Origin of the sequence: Aeromonas sp. DSM 116730 (assembly GCF_046581335.1) — a bacterium.
GTDB lineage: Bacteria > Pseudomonadota > Gammaproteobacteria > Enterobacterales > Aeromonadaceae > Aeromonas > Aeromonas rivipollensis.
In genome coordinates this window covers 3073321-3096394 of sequence record NZ_CP144265.1, presented here as the reverse complement: position 1 = coordinate 3096394, position 23074 = coordinate 3073321, and the positions used below count along the sequence as shown (strand labels likewise).

The 23074-nt window shown below is 62.8% G+C and carries 19 protein-coding genes and 2 tRNA genes; 12 read left to right on the top strand and 9 right to left on the bottom strand.

The genetic code is table 11. The features are described 5' to 3' along the window. Nucleotides 1-47: 47 nt before the first annotated feature. Entirely contained in the window at nucleotides 48-326 is a 279-nt protein-coding gene (locus Aeroheme_RS14030; protein ID WP_005325619.1) for a peptidylprolyl isomerase, read from the bottom strand. 79 nt (nucleotides 327-405) lie between these two features. Continuing rightward, nucleotides 406-780: a hypothetical protein gene (locus tag Aeroheme_RS14025; RefSeq protein WP_025326375.1), complete on the bottom strand. Its 375-nt coding sequence runs from the start codon at nucleotides 778-780 to the stop codon at nucleotides 406-408. Nucleotides 781-1309: 529 nt separating this feature from the next. Here Aeroheme_RS14025 and Aeroheme_RS14020 point away from each other — a divergent pair. Further along, entirely contained in the window at nucleotides 1310-3085 is a 1776-nt protein-coding gene (locus Aeroheme_RS14020) for an autotransporter assembly complex protein TamA (RefSeq protein WP_408782065.1), read from the top strand. Nucleotides 3086-3161: 76 nt separating this feature from the next. Then, the gene (locus tag Aeroheme_RS14015; RefSeq protein WP_411166061.1) at nucleotides 3162-6938 is read left to right on the top strand and encodes a translocation/assembly module TamB domain-containing protein; all 3777 of its coding nucleotides are present in this window, start codon (nucleotides 3162-3164) and stop codon (nucleotides 6936-6938) included. 122 nt (nucleotides 6939-7060) lie between these two features. Here the strand turns inward: Aeroheme_RS14015 and Aeroheme_RS14010 are convergent. Together Aeroheme_RS14010 and Aeroheme_RS14005 are read right to left on the bottom strand one after the other, a co-directional pair. After that, a tRNA-Tyr gene (locus tag Aeroheme_RS14010) sits at nucleotides 7061-7145 on the bottom strand. A gap of 30 nt (nucleotides 7146-7175) precedes the next feature. Further along, nucleotides 7176-7260, bottom strand: a tRNA-Tyr gene (locus Aeroheme_RS14005). A 126-nt stretch (nucleotides 7261-7386) separates the two neighbouring features. Between Aeroheme_RS14005 and Aeroheme_RS14000 the strand changes: the two genes are divergently transcribed. Beyond that, a complete protein-coding gene (locus tag Aeroheme_RS14000) occupies nucleotides 7387-7896 on the top strand; it encodes a VC2046/SO_2500 family protein (protein WP_262109214.1) in 510 nt (169 codons plus the stop codon). Between the two features lie 75 nt (nucleotides 7897-7971). Here the strand turns inward: Aeroheme_RS14000 and hpf are convergent, their stop codons facing one another. Beyond that, entirely contained in the window at nucleotides 7972-8310 is a 339-nt protein-coding gene (gene hpf / locus Aeroheme_RS13995) for a ribosome hibernation-promoting factor, HPF/YfiA family (protein WP_168235458.1), read from the bottom strand. Between the two features lie 390 nt (nucleotides 8311-8700). On the opposite strand from hpf, the gene Aeroheme_RS13990 reads away from it, so the two are divergent. The 5 genes from Aeroheme_RS13990 (at nucleotide 8701) to yciA (ending at nucleotide 15998) form a co-directional block, all read left to right on the top strand. Beyond that, nucleotides 8701-11217, top strand: a complete 2517-nt coding sequence (locus Aeroheme_RS13990; protein WP_025326381.1) for a putative bifunctional diguanylate cyclase/phosphodiesterase — start codon at nucleotides 8701-8703, stop codon at nucleotides 11215-11217. Nucleotides 11218-11303: 86 nt separating this feature from the next. Beyond that, on the top strand, nucleotides 11304-13220 hold the full coding sequence (locus Aeroheme_RS13985; protein ID WP_111911335.1) for a transglycosylase SLT domain-containing protein: 1917 nt from the start codon (nucleotides 11304-11306) through the stop codon (nucleotides 13218-13220). Nucleotides 13221-13397: 177 nt separating this feature from the next. Then, the gene (locus Aeroheme_RS13980) at nucleotides 13398-14396 is read left to right on the top strand and encodes a LacI family DNA-binding transcriptional regulator (RefSeq protein ID WP_106887359.1); all 999 of its coding nucleotides are present in this window, start codon (nucleotides 13398-13400) and stop codon (nucleotides 14394-14396) included. Nucleotides 14397-14641: 245 nt separating this feature from the next. Continuing rightward, nucleotides 14642-15457: an NAD-dependent epimerase/dehydratase family protein gene (locus tag Aeroheme_RS13975; RefSeq protein WP_411166060.1), complete on the top strand. Its 816-nt coding sequence runs from the start codon at nucleotides 14642-14644 to the stop codon at nucleotides 15455-15457. Nucleotides 15458-15599: 142 nt separating this feature from the next. After that, nucleotides 15600-15998 (top strand): acyl-CoA thioester hydrolase YciA, encoded by a 399-nt coding sequence (yciA, locus tag Aeroheme_RS13970; RefSeq protein WP_005325590.1) that lies wholly within the window; start codon nucleotides 15600-15602, stop codon nucleotides 15996-15998. Between the two features lie 6 nt (nucleotides 15999-16004). Here the strand turns inward: yciA and Aeroheme_RS13965 are convergent, their stop codons facing one another. Next, nucleotides 16005-16229 (bottom strand): hypothetical protein, encoded by a 225-nt coding sequence (locus Aeroheme_RS13965; RefSeq protein ID WP_025326386.1) that lies wholly within the window; start codon nucleotides 16227-16229, stop codon nucleotides 16005-16007. A gap of 111 nt (nucleotides 16230-16340) precedes the next feature. Between Aeroheme_RS13965 and Aeroheme_RS13960 the strand changes: the two genes are divergently transcribed. Next, complete coding sequence (locus Aeroheme_RS13960; RefSeq protein WP_106887356.1) at nucleotides 16341-17186, top strand: endonuclease/exonuclease/phosphatase family protein; 846 nt, start codon at nucleotides 16341-16343, stop codon at nucleotides 17184-17186. A gap of 69 nt (nucleotides 17187-17255) precedes the next feature. Here the strand turns inward: Aeroheme_RS13960 and Aeroheme_RS13955 are convergent, their stop codons facing one another. Beyond that, on the bottom strand, nucleotides 17256-18797 hold the full coding sequence (locus Aeroheme_RS13955; RefSeq protein WP_411166059.1) for a LysM peptidoglycan-binding domain-containing protein: 1542 nt from the start codon (nucleotides 18795-18797) through the stop codon (nucleotides 17256-17258). Nucleotides 18798-18866: 69 nt separating this feature from the next. Then, nucleotides 18867-19631 (bottom strand): hydroxyacylglutathione hydrolase, encoded by a 765-nt coding sequence (gene gloB, locus Aeroheme_RS13950; protein ID WP_234568889.1) that lies wholly within the window; start codon nucleotides 19629-19631, stop codon nucleotides 18867-18869. 81 nt (nucleotides 19632-19712) lie between these two features. Here gloB and Aeroheme_RS13945 point away from each other — a divergent pair, with 81 nt between their 5' ends. Next, complete coding sequence (locus Aeroheme_RS13945) at nucleotides 19713-20435, top strand: class I SAM-dependent methyltransferase (RefSeq protein ID WP_411166058.1); 723 nt, start codon at nucleotides 19713-19715, stop codon at nucleotides 20433-20435. Between the two features lie 63 nt (nucleotides 20436-20498). Here the strand turns inward: Aeroheme_RS13945 and rnhA are convergent, their stop codons facing one another. Continuing rightward, nucleotides 20499-20963 (bottom strand): ribonuclease HI, encoded by a 465-nt coding sequence (gene rnhA, locus Aeroheme_RS13940; protein WP_111911319.1) that lies wholly within the window; start codon nucleotides 20961-20963, stop codon nucleotides 20499-20501. A 52-nt stretch (nucleotides 20964-21015) separates the two neighbouring features. Between rnhA and dnaQ the strand changes: the two genes are divergently transcribed. Both dnaQ and Aeroheme_RS13930 read left to right on the top strand, forming a co-directional pair. After that, the gene (gene dnaQ / locus Aeroheme_RS13935; RefSeq protein ID WP_411166057.1) at nucleotides 21016-21750 is read left to right on the top strand and encodes a DNA polymerase III subunit epsilon; all 735 of its coding nucleotides are present in this window, start codon (nucleotides 21016-21018) and stop codon (nucleotides 21748-21750) included. After that, complete coding sequence (locus Aeroheme_RS13930) at nucleotides 21747-23006, top strand: TIGR03503 family protein (protein WP_411166056.1); 1260 nt, start codon at nucleotides 21747-21749, stop codon at nucleotides 23004-23006. Before dnaQ ends, Aeroheme_RS13930 begins: the two co-directional genes overlap by 4 nt. The last annotated feature ends 68 nt before the right edge of the window (nucleotides 23007-23074 follow it).

The following is a 23074-nucleotide window of genomic DNA, read 5'->3' as shown; positions in this document are numbered from 1 at the left end:
GGGCGCCCTTGTCAGGGCAGAGGGGACACGGGTAAGGGCGCCTGCCCTCAGTTGCGGTAGAGCACCTTGATGAGGTGGAAGCCGAACTTGGTGCGCACCGGCCCCAGCACGGTCAGGAGTTCCCCCTTGAAGACGGCATCGTCGAAGGACTTGACCATGTCCCCCTTGGAGAACTCCCCCAGATCGCCGCTGCGCTTGGCGGAGGCGCAGGTGGAGAAGCGCTTGGCCATCTGGCCGAAGTCGGCACCCTTGGCGAGTTTTTCCTTGATCTCGAGACACTCTTTCTCGGTCTTGACCAGGATGTGCTGGGCACAGGCTTTTTTCATCGGAACGCTCCTCGGCGAGGGTAAAGGGGGCGCAAGCGTACTCCAATTCGGCGCGCGCGTCAGCCCCGCCGGCGGCACATCAGCCGCGGGTATGGGTCGCCAGACGCGCCCTGGGGCGAGACTGCCACAGTATCTCCAGTCCCAGCAGGGCGTAGAGGCTCCAGATCGCCAGGGGATTGAGCCAGTCGCCACCGAGCTGCAGGGTGAGCAGGGCGCCGCCGACCAGCAGCAGGGCTATCCCGGGCAGGCGCCAGTGGGCCGGCAGCGGCGCCAGTATGGCCAGCCCCAGCAGCAGGGCGAGACCGAAGGGCAGGTTGAGGGCGGTGAAGGCCAGGGCCTGCTGGCCGTTCATGCCGGTCAACAGGGCCAGCAGGGCACTGCAACAGGCCAGGAAGGTGACGAATTCGAGTCTGTCGGCTATGTAGTCAGCCAGTTGTTCGCTACGTAAGGGCATGGGATCTCTCCTGCGATTGATGACATCAGTGTGGGGCAGGGAAGGAGGCAGTGGCAGCGGGATAAATCGATTGGATTGAACGAAGCTTTAGTGCCACCTATTCAAGTTGTTGATTTAAACTTATTTTCCTGTTCAATAGCAGGATATGGCAATGGGGGCCCCAGACGATGATGTCAAGCCTGCCAGGGCATCCGGGGTCTCAAGGTCCGGGGCCGTCCGACAGGGGCTGTCGCGTCGCGAGCACTGCAGCGCCGCGGGCGGCGACGGGAAGGAGCTGCCGGCATAGGTCCTGAGTGCCGTTTTTTTGTACGCCCCTTGCCGGGAGAGTGCGCACTTTCCCCCGCTGGCGGGCTGTTTTCCCTGTCAGACCCCAGTGAAAGCCGGCCCCGGAAGAGGACGCCAGCCCCGGGGGAGAGGGGGATTTCGCGACTGCGGTTATGCTAGGATGAGCCGCGCTCGCCTGGGGTGAGCCCCATTATCATTCTAAATCGAACAGTTTTTTACTTATGTTATTCGGGGAAATTGACGTTTGACAGGATGCCATCCTATTTTGCCTGCCGGGTTCAGCTCACCCGGGCGAACCGGTCGCCGTGGGCTCGGTACCTTGCTGCTCGCCCTCTGTCTGTGGCTGCTGGTGACCCCCGCCATGGCGGCCAAGCTGACCTATCAGGTCAAGGGCATCAAGGGGGAGCAGAAGGATAACGTCGAGGCCTACCTCAATGCCCTGCCGGTCTACCAGGAGCGCCAGTATCGTCCCGCCCGCGCCAAGATCACCGAGAGCGTGCAAAAAGCCCTGCAGGTCTATGGCTACTACCAGCCGAAGGTAACCCTCAAGCGCGACAAGAAATCCCCCGCCAAGGTGGTGATCGAGATAGCGCGGGGGGAGCCAGTGCTCATCTCGCGCCTCGATATTCTGCTGGAAGGGGAGGCGGGCAGCGACGAGGTCTACAGCGAGCTGCTGGACAAGCTGCCCCTGAAGGAGGGGGATCCCCTCAACCACGGCAAGTACGAGTCCATCAAGGCGGATCTCGGCAGCCTGGGGCTGGCGCGGGGCTACTTTGACGCCAAGATCAGCAAGAGCCAGGTGAAGGTCTTCCCGGATCAGGGCAAGGCCGAGATCTATATCCTGTTCCGCTCCGGTCCCCGCTATCACTTCGGCGAGATCCACTACGATGCGACGCCGGAGGCCCTGCGCCTCATCCGGCCGCTCATCAACATCAAGAGTGGCGACCCCTATCTGGCGATCCGGCTGGCCGAGATGTCCCAGGACGTCTCCTCCACCAAGCTGTTCAAGCAGGTGGACATCAAACCCATGATCAGCCAGGCCGAGGGCAATCGGGTGCCGGTGCAGGTGACCCTCTCGAACCGGGTCGACCACGAGATCGAAACCGGTATCGGCTATGCCACCGACGTGGGGCCGCGCCTGAGTGCCACCTGGGAGAAGCCCTGGGTCAACCGCTATGGCCACAGCCTCTCCAGCACCGCCAAGGTCTCGGCCCCGGAGGCGGAGCTCAGTTTCGATTACCAGATCCCGGTCGGCAACCCGCTGCGGGACTACTACTCCCTGCAGGCCGGCTACCAGTACACAGACAACAACGATACCCGCTCCGATCTGGCCACCTTGGGGGTGCACCGCTGGAAGCGGCGGCCGGAGAGCTGGGACAGGGACGTCTTCATCCGGCTGGAGAACGAGCGCTACGTGCAGGGTAACGACGAGGGGAACAGTCTGCTGCTGATCCCCGGGGTCTCCTGGTCGCGGTTGCGGGTGCGCGGCGGCCTGGTGCCGGACTGGGGGGATCGTCAGCAACTGACGACGGAATTCTCCAGCCCTTACTGGGGCTCGGACATCAACTTCATGCGGGTGTGGGGGCGCAGCAAGTGGCTGCGCACCCTGGGGCAGGATCACCGCTTCCTGATGCGGGTCGAGCAGGGGGCCATCATAGGGGATGACTTCTCGCTGGTGCCCCCCTCCCTGCGTTTCTTCACCGGTGGCGATCAGACCATACGTGGCTACGGCTATGAGACGGTCTCGCCGAAGGACGAGGATGGCAAGCTCACCGGCGGGCGCTACACCAGCGTGGGCAGCCTGGAGTACAACTACCGCTTCAGCGACAAGTGGCTCGGCGCCCTGTTCGTGGATGGCGGCACCGCCACAGTCGACTACAGCGAGGCCTGGAAGATAGGCACCGGGGTCGGGGTGCGCTGGGTGACGCCCATAGGTCAGGTCAGGCTGGATCTGGCGGTGGCCATCTCCGAGGAGGACAAGCCGTTGCGGCTGCATTTCGCGCTGGGGCCTGAATTATGATCCGGTTTGAACCCACTCATCCTCTTTGTTCTCTCTCCTGGCCGCTGCGGCTGCCTCTTTCTCGGGGGTCTGCGCTGTGATCTGGGTAAAGCGTATTTTCTTGTGGCTCATGGGGCTCTTCTTCCTGCTGCTCATCGGTGTCAGCCTGCTGGGCTTTACCCATCAGGGCAACAAGTGGCTGTGGCAGCAGGCCAGGGGGGCGCTGCCTTCCCTCAAGGGGGAACTGGTGGCGGGCCAGCTCGGCTATGGCTGGACCCTGGAAGGGGTCGGCTGGCAGGACGAGCTGGTGGATGTCACCGTCGAGCGGGCCGTGCTGGACTGGGATCTCGGCAAGCTGCTGCAGGGCAAGCTCTGGATCAAATCCCTGACGGTCACCCACCCTGTGGTGAAGGTCGCCGACGCTGAGCCTGTGCCAGAAGAACCCACCGAGCCCTTCGTCTGGCGCCCGTTGCCACTGCGCATCCAGGTGGACAGCCTCAAGGTGACGGATCTGGATCTGGCCGTCCCCGGGGTGGGGGTGACCCTCAAGGATCTGGAGATAGGCGCCACCCTGGATCGCAAGGGGCTCATAGTGCGCGGGCCCGTGCTCGATGGCCTGAACGTGACCCTGGCCGAGGCCCCTCCTGCCGACGAGGCAGCCAAGCCGGCCGCCAGCAAGACGGCAAAGGCGCAGGGCGCAGCCAAGGCCAAAGCCGACCCCAAGGAGAGCGAGACCGCCAAGGCGAAGCCAGAGGCGGCCGCCCCCATAGCGCTGCCCGAGATCCGTCTGCCATTCCCCATCCAGCTGGAAGGCCTGGCGGCGACCCGGGTGCGCTATCAGCAGGGGGAGCTCATCGAGGGGCTCGACAAGTTGCTGCTGTCGGCCCGCGCCCAGGATGCGCGCATCGACGTGCGGGAGCTCTCCTTGCGCCACGCCATGGCGGATCTGGCGCTCAAGGGCCATGTCACTCTGACCTCGGATTATCCCCTCGCCCTGACCCTGGAGGCCAAGGCGCGCAAGGGGTTGCTGGACGGTGAGCTCAAGGGGCAGCAGGCGAATCTGACCCTGGATGGCTCCGTGGGCAAACTGGGGCTGTTGCTCAAGGCCAAGGGGCCGGTGAGCGCCAACCTCAAGGGGACGCTGGCGACGCTGGATCCCGACTTGCCCTTCGATCTGGCACTGGACTGGAAGAGCCTCGGCTGGCCGCTGCACAAACCAGCCAAGGACGAACCCAGCTATCGGCTGGACAAGGGCAGCCTGAGCGCCAAGGGCAAGCTCTCGGGCTATCAGTTTGCACTCAAGACCGCCGGCAAGGGCACGGATCTGCCCCCCTTCAAGCTGGCGCTCTCGGGCAAGGGGGATCTCGGCCAGCTGAGCCGTGTCGAGCTGCTGCTGGGTGCCCTGAAGGGGGAGCTCAAGCTCGATGGCAAGCTGGCTTGGCGCAAGGGCGTCCAGTGGCAGGGGACCACAGAGTTCAAGGAGATCAACCCGGCCGAGCTGGTGCCCGAGATCAAGGGCAAGCTGGCGGGCAAGATAACCAGCCGCTTCGAGCTTGACGAGGCAGGTCATTGGCAGCTGGCGTTGCCGGAGCTCAGGGTGGAGGGCAAGCTCAACCAATATCCCTTGGCGCTCAAAGGCGCCCTCAGCGGCAACGACAAGATGGAGTGGACCATCCCGGCCCTGGCGCTGCAAAGCGGCCCCAACCAGTTGCAGGCCAAGGGGGCGCTCACCGCCCAGGCCTGGAAGCTGGATGCGCAGATAGATGCCCCCAAGCTTGGCGGCATCTACCCCGGCCTTGGCGGCGACCTTAAAGGGCAGGTGCGCCTTAGCGGCAGCCAGCAGGCGCCGAGGGTGAATGCGGATCTGGTCTCGAGCCGCCTCTCCTATGCCGGAACCGTGCTGAAAGAGACTGTCATCAAGGGCAACGCCCTGGTGGGGGACAAGCCGGCCGGCGAGCTGGCCCTGACGGTGGCGAGCCTGGTGCAAGGGACGACGACGCTCTCCCAGATAGCCCTGAACCTGAGCGGCGATCTCGACCGCCACGGGCTCACCTTGACCATGAAGGGGGATCCGGTGGCCGCCGATCTGAGCCTGAATGGCAGCCTGCGCGGGGATCGCTGGCGCGGCGCCCTCTCTGAGCTCAAGGTGAAGACCCCGTTCAAACGCTGGACGCTGGCCGCCCCCTGGTCCCTGGATCTGGACTTGCCCAGACAGCAGCTGACCATGGGGGATCTCTGCCTGGGTTCCCAGGGGGCCAGCCTCTGCGTCAAGGGCAGCCAGGTCTCCGCCGCCCAGGGTAGCCTGGAGTTTGCCCTGAACGAATTCGATCTCAAGCGGCTGCGCCCCTGGCTGCCGGACAACTTCCGCTGGCAGGCGGTGCTGTCGGCCGACGGCCGTGCCAGCTGGCGCGGCAATCAGCCGACCCTGCATGCCAGGGTGAGCACCACGCCGGGTACTTTGGTGGCCGACGAGATCAAGACCGAGTACCAGCGCCTGGAGCTCGGGGTCGATTTCGAACGCCAGCAGGCCGCCATCCGGCTCGATTTCGCCTCCAGGCAGATAGGCAACATAGACACAGATCTGCTGATAAAGGAGCCTGCGGGCCCTGGCCTGCTGTCGGGGCAGCTCAAGTTTGACGACCTCAAGCTGGCGACCTTTGCCCCTCTGATCCCGGAGGTGCGCTCCCTGCAGGGCTTCATCTCGGCGGATGCCCGCTTCGATGGCACCCTGGCCGCGCCCCTGCTGTACGGTGAGCTGAACCTGCTGGAGGGGGAGGTGCAGACCCACTCCGACATGGTGACGCTCTCCAAGCTGGTGACCCGCCTCAAGATAAACGGCAACCGGGCCGAACTCGACGGCTCCATGCTGGTGGGCAAGGGGCCGCTCGCGCTGGGGGGATGGCTGAGCTGGGCCAAGCTGCCGGTGACCGGCAGCCTCACCATCCAGGGCAAGGATCTGGAAGCCCAGTACCCGGGCATGGGTCGGGTCAGGGTGACACCTGACATCGCCATCTCCCTGGGGGAGGAGACCAGGGTGAGCGGTCAGGTGGACATCCCCTGGTCGCGGATCCTGGTCAAGACATTGCCGGAGAGTGCGGTGGCGGTCTCCGATGACGTGACCGTCATTTATGACGATCTGCCGCCCGTGCCCAAGACGGCGCCCCTGCCGATGGAGATCAAGCTCGCCATCCGGCTCGGTGACGATGTCCGGCTGGAGGCCATGGGGCTCAAGACCAAGGTGACGGGGGCGCTCGGCATTCGCCAGGAGCCCTCCAAGCCGCTGTCGGGCAATGGTCAGCTGGAGCTCAAGGATGGGCGCTTCAAGGCCTACGGTCAGAACCTCATCATCAAGGAGGGGCGGATCCTCTTCTCCGGCCCCATCGACCAGCCCTATCTCAACATAGAAACCTACCGGGATCCTGACACCATAGAGGACAACGTCACCGTCGGGGTCCGGGTGACGGGGCCGGCGGCCAAGCCGAAGATCACCGTCTATTCCGAGCCGCAGATGGCGCAGTCCGAGCAGCTCTCTTATCTGCTGCGTGGCAAGGGGTTGCAGACCAGTGGCGAGGATGGCGGCTTCAACGGCCTGCTGGTGGCGGGGGCGGTGAGTCAGGCGAGTGGCGTGGTCTCCAGTATCGGGGAGTCCCTTGGCATGAGCGATGTGGCACTCGACACCGCAGGGAGCGGCGACGACACCCAGGTGACCCTGTCGGCCTATCTGCTGCCCGGCCTGCAGTTCCAGTACGGCGTCGGGGTGTTCAGCCCCATCGCCGAGTTCAAGCTGCGCTACGAGCTGATGCCCAGACTCTATCTGCAGGCCATGAGCGGGGTGGCCCAGGCGGTAGACATCTTCTATCGCTTCACCCTGTGAAGGGGATGAGCACGAAAACGGGAGGTCTTGGCCTCCCGTTTTTCATGGTGCTGTCTGGCGGGTGGAGAGCGAGATGGCCCGGAAAAGCAAAAACCCGGCGCCAGGCCGGGTTTTCTGAATGATGGTGGAGGGAGAAGGATTCGAACCTTCGAAGGCAGAGCCGTCAGATTTACAGTCTGATCCCTTTGGCCGCTCGGGAACCCCTCCACGGGGTATGACCTGATTGTTGCACTTGAATGGTGGAGGGAGAAGGATTCGAACCTTCGAAGGCAGAGCCGTCAGATTTACAGTCTGATCCCTTTGGCCGCTCGGGAACCCCTCCCCAAGTGCGAGCCGCATACTAACAGATCTGTCGCGCTTGTGAACCCCTTGGCAGGGATTTTTAATGCTTAAAGGATTGGGTTGACGGCCGATAAACAATGAAACCCTCATTTCCAAGATTTATCCCATGCTGCCCAGTGCCATTCGTGATCGCCTGCTCGTCGATGAAGCCCAGTTGGGCCAGCGGCTCAACCAGGATCTCCGCCAGGGGGACAGGGCCGACTTCAGGCTGCACCTGGCGCTGCTGACCGACGCGGTCGAGGAACAACCCTGGTTTGGGGCCGCCCCGGCGGCGGCACCGCAAGCGCAGGCATGGCGCACCCGTTTCGGTTTGATGCCCCAAGCCGATTTGCAGGGCGAGCCGGGGGACGCCGACGCCTGGGCACTCAACGAGCGGCTGCAACAGGGGGGCTGCATGGCCGATGTGCGGCTCTGGCTGGCGCTGCGATCTCCTGCGCTGGTCAACCGGACACCGGCGCTGGATCCCGCCGTGTATGACAACCTGTCGGCGCTCGGGCGGGAACGCTGGCAGGGCAAGCTGGCCTCCCAGCCCAGAGGGGAGGATCCCTTGCTCATGCTGCCGTTGCTGGAGGATCTGACGCGGGGGGTGGATGCTCGCTTGCGCTGGCTGGCCTGATGCCAGAGGCGCAGGGAGAAGATGCAAAAAGGCGGGATGACCCGCCTTTTTGAGCAATGGATGGGATAACCGGGATCAGGCGTCGGCTTCGTCCACCTCGGGAACGTCCTTGCCTATGACAGCCGCGCGGCGGGCGAGGGGTTTCTCGATATGGCGATTGAGCTGACGCTCCAGCTTCTGGCCCAGATCCGTGATGGCGGCATACAGATCCTCGTGCTCTGCCTGCGCAAACAACTTGCCGTTGGGAATGCCGGCGGTGGCTTCGACGATATACATCAAACGCTCTTTGGAGATGATCACATGGGGTGTGATAAGAGGCACCTGAAGACGCTCGAGCTTTTCAAAACGGGATTCAATGCGCTCGCGGATGGCTGGGGTAATGTCGATGATTTTACTGGTCATTTCGATTTTCATATTGGCCCCCTTCGGGTCGTCTTGCTTGTGTCTTCACCCTCAGATTACCCATGTGGTTGGATAGAAATGTGACCTGGATCACAAAATGTCCCCTTGGTGATCCGGCAATCCCTAAATTGTGAGCTTTTCCCGTTTCATGCCAAAAACCGCTTGAGCTCAGCGAAACGGGCAGGCAGTATGCGCGAATAGGATCGTTTCTGTCCCCCCTTGGCAGCGCCTTGTGTCGACCCGATGTCTGGTTTTCACCGCTCAGTCTCGCATTTTCTCTACCCATATCGTTTATCGCATCGCAAAAGGATTGCCATGCGCCGGTGGAGATATGCGCACAAACGGATATGCTTTTCTGCATGTGTCGGGGTGGATAACGTGGTTGTAGTGTTGGAGTCGTAAATGAAGCAACAAGCCACCCAGATGATGTGGTTTTATGATCGGCAGCATGAGCAGTGGAGTCTGTCTGATCATCTCTCTTGCCAGCCCTGGCAAGGAGAAGGGGCTCATCCCTGGGCCAGCCAACTGGCGCCAGAAGATGAGTCCGGTTTCGCCGATTTTCTCGCAAGACTCCACCATTCGGGCCAGCCCGGCCAGTTCATCGGTCACCTCTGCGATGAGGCAGGCACAGTGCATCACGTGCTCTGGTACGGCCAATATGTGCCGGCCCAGCAGCTCTGCTGCGGCTGGCTGGCGCCCCTGGAGATGGCTCACAACGCCGCGAGCCGCGTCGAGCCGCCCGCCAGTCTGGCCCCGCCGCTTCCCCTGCTGCAAGCCCCCTTGCTGGCCCAGCTGGCGCAGGCGCTCTCCGCGAGGACGGGTCTCGATTTCTGCCATACCCTGGTCAACGAGCTGGCCCATATCCTCGGGGCCAACGCTGTCTGGCTGACGGAGCGGGTGGGCCTTGACCGGCTCAGGGTGCTGGCGAGCCACGGCATCGACTTCAAGGAGTACGCCCTGGCAGACATGCCTTGCCAGCAGCTCTATCGGGGCGCCGCCAGTGCGACCCCCATCAGCGAACCCCTGACCGGCTGTACCTGCCTGCCCCCGGGCCAGCACTACTACGCCCAGCCCCTGCTGGATCGCAGTGGCCAGATCCTGGGCCATCTCGCCCTGCTGTTCCCGAACCAGACCCAGACTGCCGATCTGGGATCCGTGCTGACCATCTTCTCGGTGCGCATGGTGGCCGAGCTGGAGCGCCTGCAGAGCGACGCTCTGATGCGCCTGTCTGCGGTGGCGTTCGAGACGCACGAAGGCATCATCATCACGGATCCGGACTTCAAGATCCTGAGGGTCAACTACGCCTTCAGCCAGATCACCGGCTTCGACAGCCAGGGGGTGATAGGCCTGCACCTTGGCAACGACCTCTGGTCCGGGCTCGGGGGGCTCGGCTATGAGCTCAACGCCCTGGATCGCTGGCAGGGGGAGACCCTGCGCCTGCACGCCGACGGTCATGTCTATCCCCAGTGGGAAATCGTCACGCCGGTGCAGGATGACAAGGGGGGGATCAGCCACTACGTCATCTTCTTCGAGGATATCTCCGAGCGTAAGGCGGCGGAGCGCCGCATCCAGGATCTCGCCTATTACGACGAGCTGACCGGTTTGCCCAATCGCCGCCAGCTCCACGAGACCCTGGCCCAGGCATTCAGCGAGGCGAGCCGCGAGCACCTGATCGGCGCTTTGCTGTTCATCGACCTCGATCACTTCAAGACCATCAACGACTCCCTCGGCCATGCCACCGGCGACTGGCTGCTCAAGGAGGTAGCGAATCGCCTCAAGCGGCTGGTGCGGCAGGGGGATTGTCTGGCCCGGCTCGGCGGCGACGAGTTCGTGTTGCTGCTGCCCGGCCTCTCCATCAGCCCGCCCCAGGCGGAGATGCAGGCCGATCTCATCGCCGAGCGGCTCATCGGCGAGATTGCCGCCCCTTACAGTCACGGGGGCCAGGTGCTGCACATCGGTGCCAGCGTCGGCATCACGCTCTTCCCCGGAAGGGAGCAGGAGGCCGGGGATCTGCTCAAGCAGGCCGACACCGCCATGTATCAGGCCAAGTCGGCGGGCCGCAAGACCCGGCGTTTCTTCGATGCCTCCATGCAGTTGCAGGCGGACAGGCGTCTGCTCATCCACAACGAGCTGCGCAGCGCCCTCAACAATCAGGAGCTGACCCTCCACTATCAGCCCCAGCACATGGTAGAGGGGGGGGACATCATAGGGGTGGAGGCGCTGATCCGCTGGCAGCCTCCGGGCCGTGCCCTGGTCTCTCCCGCCGAGTTCATCCCCATCGCCGAGGAGACGGATCTCATCGTCGACATCGGCAACTGGGTGTTGCATGAGGCCTGTACCCAATATGTCTCCTGGGAGGAGAACGGGATCCACGTGCCCCAGCTGTCGGTCAACGTCAGTGCCAAGCAGTTCCATGCCCACGATTTCGTCGATCGCATTCACGATGTGCTGGCCGCCACCGGCATGGATCCCTCCTGCCTGAACCTGGAGATCACCGAGTCAGTGGTGCTCGGTCATGCGGAGGACACCATCAGCAAGATGGCCGAGCTCAAGACCCTTGGCATCAGCTTCGCCATCGACGATTTCGGCGCAGGCTACTCCTCCCTGAGCTACCTCAAGCGGCTGCCCGCCGATGAACTCAAGATCGACAGATCCTTCATCCAGGACATCCCCAAGGATGGCGACAACATGGCCATAGTGGAGGCGGTGATCGCCATGGCCCGTCACATGGGATTCAACGTGACGGCCGAGGGGGTGGAGTCCCGCCAGCAGCTGGAATTCCTGCAGGCGCAGGGCTGTCATTTCTTCCAGGGCTATCTCGCCTCCAAGCCGCTGCCCGTGCCCTATCTGGAGCGCTACATCAGCCGCCTGACCCGCCATGATCGCGCCGCCCCTGCCGACAAAAATAGTGTGGCGTAGCGCCCATCTTTAACGGGTAGAATGAAGGTATCTCACCACCGCCAGCGGGCGGTGGTTATGCCTCTTCTTAAGGGAGAATGCCTTTCGTGAAAGCCGTGCAGGGAATCATCTTTTCGGCGTTGTGCGTGCCAGGGCTTGTGGCACCCGTCTTTGCGCAAACCATGGAGCAGTCCCTCTATCGCGAGGGTTATGACGCCGTGCGTGCCAATGATCAGGAGCGTTTCCAGCAGATCCGCGCCCGCCTCAACCATTATCCGCTGCTGCCCTATCTGGATTACTACCAGCTGGCGTTCCGGCCCGGGGCGGCAGATTACAACGACGTGACCCGCTTCATCCGCCAGCACGGGGATACCCCCCAGTCCAACCGTCTGGAGCGCAGCTACCTCACCTACCTGGCCCAGAGCCAGCAGTGGTCCCAGTTCCTGCGCTTCTACCCGGCCAAGCCGAACTCCACCGACCTGCTCTGCATGCACTACCAGGCCCGCTATTACACCGGGCACAAGAGCGAGGCCCTGCAGGAAGCGGGCAAGCTCTGGCTGACTGGCCAGTCCAGGCCAGATGCCTGCGATCCCCTGTTCCAGCTCTGGCAGCAGGCGGGCCTGCGCACCCAGGATAAGATCTGGCAGCGGATGAACCTGGCCTTCGAGGCGCAGAACCCCAATCTCATCCGCCACCTCGGCGCCCAGCTGGGGGGCAGTCTGAAACCCTATGGGGATCAGATGATAGCCCTGTTTGATCAACCGGCCAGGGCGATGAACCCGGCCTCCTTCTCGACGGCGCCGCAGTCAAGGCAACTGCTTTCCCTCGGGCTGGCCCGTTATGCCAACGAGCAACCCGAGCCCGCCCTGCGTCAGCTGGGGGAGATGAAGCGCCGCTTCGGCCTGAACCAGGCCGAGGTCGCTCGGGTGGAGCGTGCCGCCGCCCGCCGCCTGCTGCTTGACAGATCCCTCGCCCAGCGCAACTGGCTGGATGCGACCCTGGTGCGGATGAAGGATGCCGAGCTGGTGGAGCTGCGGGCACGCCTCGCCATCTGGGAGCAGGATTGGCGCGGCCTCGAAGGCTGGGTCAAGCGGATGCCCATGGCACTGCAGAAGGAGGATCGCTGGCGCTACTGGCTGGCGCGTTCCCTGGAGGTGCAGGGCCGGCAAAAACCGGCGCGAGAGCTCTATCTCGAGACCGCCAACCTGCGCGGCTTCTATGGCTTCATGGCGGCGCAGCGCACCGGGGTTCCCTATCGCATCAAAAACCAGAGCGTGGGGCACAAGGTGCCGGACTGGCGCACCGCCAGCAGCCGCTGGCCTTTCCTGGTGCGGGTACGCGAGCTGCTGGCGATGAACGAGATCACGGCGGCGCGCTCTGAGTGGATCCACAACATGGATCGCAATCCTGTGGCCCAGCGCCTGGAATTCGGTCATATCGCCCTCAACCAGGGCTGGCACGAGCTGGCGATCCTCTCCAGCATCCGGGCCGAGGCCTGGGATGCGATCGACTTGCGCTTCCCCTTGCCCCTCAAGCGCACCTTCTCCCAGATGGCGCAGGAGCGCACCATGAACACCAGCCTGCTCTACGCCATCTCCCGTCAGGAGAGCGCCCTCTATCCGCTGGCCCAGTCGCCGGTCGGGGCGCGTGGCCTGATGCAGCTGATGCCGGCGACTGCCAAGGAGACGGCCGCCAAGCTGGGTGTACCCTATCGCAATGAGCAGCAGCTGTTCGATCCCACCATGAACATCCGCCTCGGCAGCGCCTACCTCAAGCGGCTGCTGGACGTCTATGACGGCAACCGGATCCTGGCGGCGGCGGCCTACAATGCGGGCCCTGGCAGGGTCAAGCGCTGGCGGGATCAGAGCACCAACAAGCCGATGGATGTCTGGGTGGAGAGCATCCCCTATAGAGAGACGCGCAACTACGTCCAGAACGTGCTCTCCTTCGATCTCATCTACCAGCACAAGCTGCAGCAGCCTCTGCGTTTCATGTCGGAACGCGAGCTCAATCACGCCTATTGAGGACAGAGGCAGTCGCGTCAGCGACTGCCTCCCATTCTTGCCTCAGAATGGTTATCATCCCTTAAGCTTTGTTACAAAAGGAAACCTGTCAGGTGATCGGGCGCCGCGTCTTGGTCTGACTGGTTCGATATAATGCCCGATCAACACAGACAGGCTTCCCCAACAAAGGAATTGAGAGTGGCAACGATCAAAGACGTATCTCAGCTGGCGAATGTGTCCATTTCGACGGTGTCGCGAGTCATCAATAACACGGCGCAGGTTGCACCCGAGAAGCGCGAGGCCGTGCTCGCGGCCATGAAGGAGCTGAGTTTTCGTCCAAACAGCTTCGCCCAGGCCCTGGTCAGCAAACGTTCCAACTGCATCGGTGTCCTGGTTGGGGATCTCTGTGGTGGCCCCTTCTTCGCCCAGATGATGCGTGGCATCGAGAGCATGGTCGACAAGGCGAACAAGTTCACCATAGTGGTCTCCGGCAACCACGACGCGGCCCGGGAGCGTCACGCCATCCAGGCGCTGCTGCAACGCCAGTGTGACGCCCTGATCCTGCACAGCAAGGCGCTGCCGGACGAGGAGCTGAGCGAGCTGGCGTCGGGGTCCACCCCCATTGTCTTCATCAATCGTCAGGTGCCGGGCTGCGAGGAGCGCTGCGTCTGGCTCGACAACCAGGCGGGCATCACCACGGCCTGTCAGCACCTGCTGGACGCAGGGCACAGCCGGATCGCCTTCATCACCTCGGATGACGAGGAGTTCGTCGATGGCCAGCAGCGGATGGCTGGTTATCGCTTCGCCCTGCAACGGGCCGGCATCGAGCTGGATCCCGCCCTCATCGGTCGCGCCTTTGCCGACGAGAAGGGGGGCTATGTGGCCATGAGCGAGCTGCTGGAGCGCGGCGTTCCCTTCACGGCCGTGCTGGGCTTCAACGATGCCATGGTGGCGGGGGCCATCTCCTGCCTGCTGGAGCGGGGCTACAAGATACCGCAACAGGTTTCGGTGGTCGGTTTCGATGACATACCCTATGCCCGTTACATCTATCCCAAGCTCACCACTGTGCGTTATCCCATCGAGGAGATGGGGGAGCGGGCCGCCGAGCTCGCCTTGCGACTGCTGGATCACAAGCCGGTAGAGGGCCTTGCGCTCAAGTTTGAAGCTGAACTGGTGCGTCGGGAGTCCGTGGCCTGAGCCATGAGGTTGGCCCCAAGCGGGCCAGCTTTTTTGTCAAACATTGAAAGCGCTTTCAGAAATCCTTTTCAACTGTGATCCGCTTCAAAGCTTTTTGACCGCGCTGCCACTAGGATAGGCCCACGAATTAGGAGCGTGCGCTCCCGATTTTCCCGCTGTGGGAGGTAACCGGTTCATCCGGCTATTTCCTTCGTTACTTTCGACGGTCATCATGGATGGCCGTTTTTTTTGTCAGGATTTTGCCAATGACGACCGAAAATGAATATCAGACGGGAATAGTGGGAGCAGGTTGGCTGGGGTTGCCCCTGGCCAGAGCGTTGCAGGCGCAGGGTCAATCCGTCGCCGTGACGGTCAGCTCCCTTGAGAAGGCCACCCGGTTGCGTGACGAGGGTATAGCTGCCTGGCCGCTCCTGCTGGCCCCGGACATGGCGGGCCCGCTGCCCTTTCGCAGCCGCGATCTGGTGATCTGTGTGCCCCCCAGCAAGACCGAGGACTACCCGGCGTCGGTGGCACGGCTGTGCCAGCTGGCCAGGGAGGCAGGGGTTGGCAAGGTGCTATTTATCAGCGCGACCTCGGTGTGGGCGCCAGGGCAGGGGGAGGATGAGATCCCGCGCCCGGCCAGCGCCAGGGGAGAGCGGATGCGAGCAGCCGAGCGGGCTGTCCAGGAGGGCGGCTTCGCCTGCGCCATGGTGCTGCGCCCGGCCGGCCTCTACGGTCCGGACAGGCACCCCGGGCGCTTCCTCGCGGGCAAGATGCTGGCGGGGGGAGGGCAGGCGGTGAACCTGGTGCATCTGGACGACGTGGTGGCAGCTTGCCAGCTGATGCTGGACCTGGGGCAGGAGGGAGACGCCTACAACCTGAGCGCCCCGGTACATCCGTGCCGGGAGCAGCTCTATCCCTTCGCGAGCCGTCTGCTCGGGCTGGCGCCCCCGCAGTTCATCGAGCCCGCCGGCGTCTTTGCGCCCATAGAGGGGCAGCGCATCTGCCAGCGACTGGGTTTCGTCTACCGCTGGCCAGATCCGGCCCACTGGTTTGCCGAGCAGGCCACCTTGCAAGGGTGAGTCCGGATGGGCTTCAACCTGGTCTTTTTTGCATGGGGTTGGGCACGGGAGCCCCGTGCGGCGCGGGTTCGCTCGGCAATTGAGGTTTGCCAAGGGCGGGATCGCCCCCTATCATGCCGCCATCCATATAGAGAGAGCGGTAATGATGGAAGAGACAAAGCGTCATCCCGATGGGGAGCTGTTGCTGAGAACCCTGGCGATGCCAGCCGATACCAACCCCAATGGCGATATCTTCGGGGGGTGGATCATGTCCCAGATGGATATAGGTGGGGGCATCATGGCCAAGGAGCTGGCAAAAGGACGCATCTGCACCGTCTCGGTGGAGGGCATGACCTTCCACAGTCCGGTCAAGGTGGGCGACGTGGTGTGTTGCTATGGTCGCTGCCTGAAGGTCGGGCGCAGCTCCATGCGCCTCAAGCTGGAGGTCTGGGTCAAGCCGGTGCTGCGGGAGAATGAAGCCCAGCGTTACTGCGTGACGGAAGGGGTCTTTACCTACGTGGCCATCGACGATCAGGGCAAATCCCGTCCCGTTCCGGTCTGAATCTGCTTAGATAAGCCGGGCGTTGATGATGGATATTTCCTGCTCAAGCCCGGTTTTTTGCCGTATCATGCGTTCCAGCATCTCTTCCGAACCGACGCACTGATCCGTGTCGAACAGGCAGAGATCGCACTGGGGATCCCGTCTGATCTGATAGACGGTGGAAAGCTCCACTTGATGACAGGTTCCTTGTTGATCATAAAATGTCACGCGGTACTGGTGCTGTCTCGCCATTGCGGGATCCCTCATGGATGAGTCGGGCCGGACACGAATAATGAGACTAGTCGGCGTCCATGACCTCTGTGAGGATCATGGCGCCTTGCAGAGGCAGGTGATTGTTAGCCAATGAAAAATAGTTATCGGATTCTGGGGACTTCCCTGCTGACGCTGGGACTGGTTGGCTGTTTCGAGGTGCCGGATCAGGATCACCTGGTCACGGCGGCGGGTATAGTGCCCGGCGTCGATTGCCAGAAGCCCCCCCTGGTGGCGCTGGCCACCACCGCCTTGCCCCGCGAGTTTGGCATCACCGTCTGGAATCTCTACAAGGGGCAGCGCAAGAACTGGCGCGAAGGGCTGGACGAATATGCCAAGTCCCAGGATCTGGTGCTGCTGCAGGAGTCGGCGACCCGGCCCGAGATGCTGCAATGGCTGCGTGCCGGCGACTTCCAGTGGCAGCAGTTGCAGGCGTTCACCCAGGGCGGTGTCTCCTTCGGTGTCATGACGGTGGCCAAGACGCCGCAGGCCTTCGTCTGTGGCGTGCGCTCCCCCGAGCCGCTGCTGCGCATCCCCAAGTCCGGTCTGGTGAGCCTCTACCCCTTGCAGGGGGATCCTGACGGCGTGCTGGTGGTCAACCTGCATGCGGTCAACTTCGAGCTGGGGATGGCCACCTTCCGCGAGCAGCTCAACGATCTGACCGCGTTGATCCATCGTCATCAGGGCCCTGTCATCCTGGGGGGAGACTTCAACACCTGGAGCGACAAGCGCGAGTTCTGGTTGAACAAGCTGGTCGGCGAGCTTGGCCTGCAGGAGGCCATCCCAGTGCCCGACTTGCGCCGTACCGCCTTCGGCCGTCCGCTGGATCACCTCTACTACCGCAACCTGGACCTGGTGGAGGTGAGCTCACCGGCTACCGATGCCTCGGATCACAATCCCATCATGGCGCGGTTCGCGGCCCAGGCCATCACCCCCTGAGGTTTGATGGATGGCAGGTAAAAAAATACCCCGCATTGGCGGGGTATTTTTTTATGCGGTGATAAGCAATCAGCTGTTGTTCTTCACGAACAGGGTCAGCTCCTGCCCCGGCTTGAGGTAGTCGCTCTTGCCGAGCTGGTTCCAGCGCATCACGTCGTTGACGGCGACCTGGAAGCGGGCGGCGATGGAGGAGAGGGAATCCCCGCGACGCACCTGATAGACCATGGACTTGTTGCTGCCCTTGCCCTGCTTGGGCCAGACCACCAGCTTCATGCCCGGTTTCAGGGCTGACTTGGCGCTCAATCCGTTCCACTTGGCCAGATCGGCGTGGGTCACCCCATGGGCCTGGCTGATGCTCCACAGATTGTCACCGGAGCGCACCTGATACTGGATCTTGCTGCCACTGCGGCTGGCCAGCTGCTGGGGCTTGCTGCGGGTGACCTGGCTCGCGGTGCCGCCGTTGGGGATCACCAGGCTCTGGCCACGGCGCAGATTGTTGCCGCGCAAATTGTTGGCCAGCTTGAGCTGCTGCACGCTCACCCCGTGATTCTGGGCGATGCGGGAGAGGGTATCGCCGCTGGTGACCTGATAGGAGCGCACACCACGGCTACGTTCACGCTGGGGCAGATCGGCCAGGGCCAGCTCCAGGGTGTCGGCGTACTCGATGGGTACCAACAGGTTGTAGGGGCCCCGCGGCGAGGTCATGCCACGCTTGAGTGCCGGATTGAGGGCCTTGAGCTGGGAAGCTGAGACGCCTGCCAGCTGCGCCGCCACGTTCAGATCGATCTGGCCACCTGTGTTGATGGTCCGCAACTGCGGCTTGTTGGCCAGCACCGGCAGGGTGACATTGTATTTGTCCGCATTGCGGATCATGTCGGCCATGGCCAGGATCTTGGGCACATACATCCGGGTTTCACGGGGCAGGTCCAGCGACCAGTAATCGGTCGGCCGACCGGCCTTCTGATTGCGGATGATGGCGTTGCGTACCCGGCCTTCACCGGCATTGTAAGCGGCCAGCGTCTGCAGCCAGTCACCGTCGAAGAAACGGTTCAGGTACTCCAGGTAGTCCAGTGCGGCATTGGTGGACGCCAATACATCGCGGCGGCCGTCATACCAGTTGTCGTGGCGCAGGCCGAAGTTCTTGCCGGTAGCCGGAACGAACTGCCAAAGACCCACCGCATTGCTGCGGGAGCGGGCATTGGGATCGAACATGCTCTCGATCATGGGAATGGTAATAAGCTCCATTGGCAGCTCACGCCGTTCGATTTCCTCTACCATCAGATACAGGTAGGGCTCAGCCCGGCTGGCAATGGTCGCCATATGCTTATCATTACGCAGTAACCAATCACGCTGCTGGCGGACACGGGCATTTTCGTACGAGTCCAGCTGCATATCATCGCTGATACGCACCCACAGGTTATCCGTGTCATCCAGCTCTTCAATCTGTTCATCGCCGAACAGGAAGCGCGCTGAATGTTTTTTGTATGTTTTCTTGCTGACTTGGGGGGATTTGATCGGCTCGATTGCCGTTACCGCCCGGTCATCCTGATGGTTCAGGTTTTGACAGCCGCTGAGAAACAGCGCCGCCAATAAGGCCGTTCGTAGCTTCATCTCGCTCAGGTCATCTCTTGAAAAACAGCTCGCATCATAAGGGGCAATGGCCCCCTGATCAAGGTTTGTTCAAAAAACGTCCTTCCAGCCCCTCAGTACGGTGAAGGTATCCTCTGGATTTTCCAAGCATTTAAGGGCGTATTTCTCAGCAGAAAATTTCACTGAGTCCTCATTGCAGCGCAGAAAAACATTGAAATGCCGCTCATCCCCCAGGCGTGAGGGGAGACTCGGCAAGCCCTGCTGACGCAGCTTGCTGATCACCCCGATCCGCCGCTGGATCGCCAGGTTGTCCGGCTCGACCGCGTGGGCGAAACGCAGGTTGGAGAGGGTGTATTCATGGGCACAATAGAGGAGGGTGTCATCGGGCAGGGCCGCGAGCCGCTGCAGGGATCCGTACATCTGGGCGGGGCTGCCCTCGAACAGGCGACCACAGCCTGCACTGAAGAGGGTATCACCACAGAACAGCATGCCATTGCCGTGATAGGCGATGTGGCCCAGGGTATGACCGGGGATGTGGAGGACATCCAGGCTCAGTCCGTGCCAGTTGATCTGATCGCCGTCATCGAGCCACTGGCCGTGATGATCCGGCATGGGGTCATGTTTGGGGCCATAGAGGCGGGCATGAGGAAAATGATGAAGCAGATCCGTGACGCCACCCACATGGTCGCGATGATGGTGGGTCAGCAGGATGGCGTCGAGCTCAAGCCCGAGCGTCTCGAGCCGCTCCAGCACGGGTGCCGCCTCGCCCGGATCCACGACCAGGCAGTGATTTTCGTGTCGGATCAACCAGATGTAGTTGTCGCTGAAGGCGGGAACTGTGATGACGGTATACATGGGTCGGCTTCTCTTTGTGTTCTCTTTGTGGAAGGGATCTTATATAACAAGATGGCATTCGCACCCCGGATTGGTCCCATTATGCAGCTGGCACGTACCGAACAACAGATCGCGATCCCGACCAACTGGTCGGCACTGCCCATGGGTGACTGGGTGGCGGCCGAGATCCAGGAGCGGCTCGACAACTGGTGCCCCCATCTGTTTGGCTACCATCTGCTGAAAATTGGCGCCCTGAGCGCCGAGCTCTCCTGCGGCAGTTCCACCATTCGCCACCAGTTGGGTGTCGCCCCCGGCGGGCGTCTGCTGGATATCAAGGGCGATCCCCTTGCCTTGCCGATCCGCACCGCCAGCGTGGATGCCTGCCTGCTCGCCCACTGCCTCGACTTTTCACCGGATCCCCACCAGGTGCTGCGTGAAGCCGAGCGGGTGCTGACCGATGACGGCTGGCTCATCGTCAGTGGCTACAACCCCACCAGCCTGGTCGGTTTGGGTCATTACCTGCCTTTCATGCGACAACACCTGCCCTGGTCGGCGCGCATGTTCACCCCGGCCCGGGTGACCGACTGGTTGCAACTGCTGGGGTGCGAGGTGATGTTTGACGATCGCTTCGGCTTCTCCTTCATGGGGAAGCAGAGCCGGATCGGCTGGTGGCGGGAGAGCCTGGGGCGGGATTACTGCAGAGCCTTTGCCTCTGTCTATGTGATAGCCGCCCGCAAGCGGCGTTTCCCCGTCACTCCGGTGCGCCGCCGCTGGCGCCTGCCGGAGTCGATGGCGGCGCCTGGCATGGCGCGTCAGGGCTGGTGACTGTCCCGGCAGACCGCTTGCCGTTCCCTTCATTAATAGAGAAGCATCGGCCTGCATGGCATATCAGGGTTGGTAACCCGTGTCTTCGGCGAGCTGCTTGCCGCTGGCGGCATCCCGGGCCAGCACGTCGCAGCGTTCGTTTTCCGGGTGACCTGAGTGACCCTTGACCCAGAGCCATTCGATCTGGTGGCGTGCCACTTCCGCGTCCAGCGCCTGCCAGAGATCGACGTTCTTGACCGGTTGGCGACTGGCGGTCATCCAGCCTTTCTTCTTCCAGCCGATGATCCACTGGGTGATCCCCTGGCGCACATACTGGCTGTCGGTGGTCAGGCGAACCTGGCAGGGTTCGTTCAGGGTGCGCAGCCCCATGATGGCGGCCATCAGCTCCATCCGGTTGTTGGTGGTCAGCCGATAGCCCCCTGCCAACTCCTTGCGGTGCTTGCCATAGACCATGACGGCGCCATAGCCGCCGGGGCCCGGATTGCCGAGGCAGGAACCATCCGTATACAAATCAATCTTTTTTAGCATGTGTCTTGGGGTAAACTAGCGAATAAAACCGAAGTTTGACATGGATTCGATCATGAGCACACCCCAACTGAATCGCCAGATCATTCTGGATACTGAAACCACAGGTATGAACACGGCAGGCGGCCCCATCTATCAGGGTCACCGCATCATCGAGATCGGCTGTGTGGAGGTGATCAACCGCAAGCTGACGGGCAATCATTTCCATGTCTACATCAAGCCGGATCGGTTGGTGGACCCCGAGGCCATCGCCGTGCACGGCATCACCGACGCCTTCCTGGCGGACAAGCCTTCCTTTAGCCAGATAGCCGACGACTTCATCGCCTTCATCCGCGGCGCCGAGCTCATCGCCCACAACGCCCCCTTCGACGTGAGCTTCATGGACTATGAGTTCAGCAAGCTCGGCCTCGGTTTCAAGACGGCGGACATCTGCGGCATCACGGATACCCTGGCGATGGCGCGGGATCTTTTCCCCGGCAAGCGCAACAACCTGGATGTGCTGTGCGATCGCTACGGCATCGACAACTCCCACCGTACCCTGCACGGAGCCTTGCTCGATGCGGAGATCCTGGCGGACGTCTACCTGCTGATGACGGGTGGCCAGACCAAGCTCAATCTGGCCAGCGAGAGCAACGAGAATGACAGCAACCAGGACACCGGGATCCGCCGGCTGGAGAGCAACCGCGCCCCCCTCAGGGTAGTGCGCGCCAGCGACGAGGTGGTCGCCGTCCATGAGGCCAGGCTGGATCTGGTGCAGAAGAAAGGGGGAGCCTGCCTGTGGCGGCAATGAGTTCGCTCTGGGGGGGCCTGCTGCTGCTGACCTCCCTCTCCGGCATGGCCAACGAGGTGTTTGCCCCCTCCGACATTCCGCTGCTCGACAACCGCTTTCGCATCGATTATGGGGTCAAGGAGATCACCTTCATCATCAAGCGCAAGCCGGGCACGCCGTCGGTGATCCTGGTGCGGCCGGATGGCAGCAAGCTCTATGTGGGCAAGGTCACGCCGCCGGATGTGGGCTGGCTGACGCAGCAGGATCAGGATCTCATCACTGTGCGCAACCCCATGCCGGGCCCCTGGCAGGCCATCGGCGAGGTGGACCCCGACAACAGGGTGCGCCTGCTCACCGACATCCGGCTCGAGAGCGAGCCGCTGCTGGCCCGCCTCTATCAGGGAGAGCGGGTCAAGCTGCAGTCCAGGTTGCTGATCGATGGAGCGGCGCCGGGGGCGGGCTACTACCTCTCTGATCTCGGCATGACGGTGAAGCTGCAACAGTTCAACGACGCCGCCCAGAGCGGGGAGCCCATCGTCGAGGAGACCCTCGGACACTACCTGGATGATGGCAAGGGGCTCGACGAGGTGCCCGGGGATGGCATCCTGACCGCCGAGGCGGTGCTGGACGTACCGGCAGGCAAGTATCGCGCCCTCTACAGCAGCGGCAATCAGGTGTTCTCCCGTGCCCAGTCCCAGCAGGTGCTGCTCTTCCCCTGGCCACTGAGCTACACCCTGGATGCCCCTTCCGGCGACACCGGGGCCAGGCTCTCCTTGCTCATCGATGCCGACGAGCTGGATCCGGCCTCCGTAGTGATCCAGGGCAAGGCCATCGACAGCGCAGGGGTCAGCATGGCCTTCAATGCAGTGGCAACCGAGCCCCGCCTTGGGGTCGATCTCTCCGCCCTCAAGGCGGCGGGGCAGTACAGGGTGGAGGCGACCCTGTTTGGCACCACCCGGCTCGGCCGCGAGGTGCAACTGCAACTGCCGGTCAAGTCGTTCACCATAATGCCGCCACCGGCGCCCACCCCGTCAGCGGCATCTCCCACTTCGGCGGCGGTACCGACCAAGGCCAAGTTTGAGGAGCGGGAGAGCCCGGTCTGGTTGCCCTGGGCCCTGGGAGGCGGCGGCCTGCTGCTGCTCCTGCTGGGGGCGGGTGGCTTCATCCTGCTGCAAAAACGCCGCACCCTGCACAAGGCGATGGCGGCCCAGAAGGCGCAAAGCGAGGCTGCGGCCCCGGCGGCGCCCAAGCTGGATCTCAATCTGCCGGAGCAGTAGCCCGCGCTCAATGCTAAGAAGCCGCCCGATGGGCGGCTTCTTCGTGATGGCGAGTCGGCGGCTCGCTG

Excerpts from the sequence above, each read along its gene's own strand:
- Aeroheme_RS14030 (WP_005325619.1), bottom strand. The coding sequence starts at position 326 with ATGAAAAAAGCCTGTGCCCAGCACATCCTGGTCAAGACCGAGAAAGAG.
- Aeroheme_RS14025 (WP_025326375.1), bottom strand. The coding sequence starts at position 780 with ATGCCCTTACGTAGCGAACAACTGGCTGACTACATAGCCGACAGACTC.
- Aeroheme_RS14000 (WP_262109214.1), top strand. The coding sequence starts at position 7,387 with ATGCTGCCCAGTGCCATTCGTGATCGCCTGCTCGTCGATGAAGCCCAG.
- hpf (WP_168235458.1), bottom strand. The coding sequence starts at position 8,310 with ATGAAAATCGAAATGACCAGTAAAATCATCGACATTACCCCAGCCATC.
- Aeroheme_RS13990 (WP_025326381.1), top strand. The coding sequence starts at position 8,701 with ATGAAGCAACAAGCCACCCAGATGATGTGGTTTTATGATCGGCAGCAT.
- Aeroheme_RS13975 (WP_411166060.1), top strand. The coding sequence starts at position 14,642 with ATGACGACCGAAAATGAATATCAGACGGGAATAGTGGGAGCAGGTTGG.
- yciA (WP_005325590.1), top strand. The coding sequence starts at position 15,600 with ATGATGGAAGAGACAAAGCGTCATCCCGATGGGGAGCTGTTGCTGAGA.
- Aeroheme_RS13965 (WP_025326386.1), bottom strand. The coding sequence starts at position 16,229 with ATGGCGAGACAGCACCAGTACCGCGTGACATTTTATGATCAACAAGGA.
- Aeroheme_RS13960 (WP_106887356.1), top strand. The coding sequence starts at position 16,341 with ATGAAAAATAGTTATCGGATTCTGGGGACTTCCCTGCTGACGCTGGGA.
- Aeroheme_RS13955 (WP_411166059.1), bottom strand. The coding sequence starts at position 18,797 with ATGAAGCTACGAACGGCCTTATTGGCGGCGCTGTTTCTCAGCGGCTGT.
- gloB (WP_234568889.1), bottom strand. The coding sequence starts at position 19,631 with ATGTATACCGTCATCACAGTTCCCGCCTTCAGCGACAACTACATCTGG.
- Aeroheme_RS13945 (WP_411166058.1), top strand. The coding sequence starts at position 19,713 with ATGCAGCTGGCACGTACCGAACAACAGATCGCGATCCCGACCAACTGG.
- rnhA (WP_111911319.1), bottom strand. The coding sequence starts at position 20,963 with ATGCTAAAAAAGATTGATTTGTATACGGATGGTTCCTGCCTCGGCAAT.
- dnaQ (WP_411166057.1), top strand. The coding sequence starts at position 21,016 with ATGAGCACACCCCAACTGAATCGCCAGATCATTCTGGATACTGAAACC.
- Aeroheme_RS13930 (WP_411166056.1), top strand. The coding sequence starts at position 21,747 with ATGAGTTCGCTCTGGGGGGGCCTGCTGCTGCTGACCTCCCTCTCCGGC.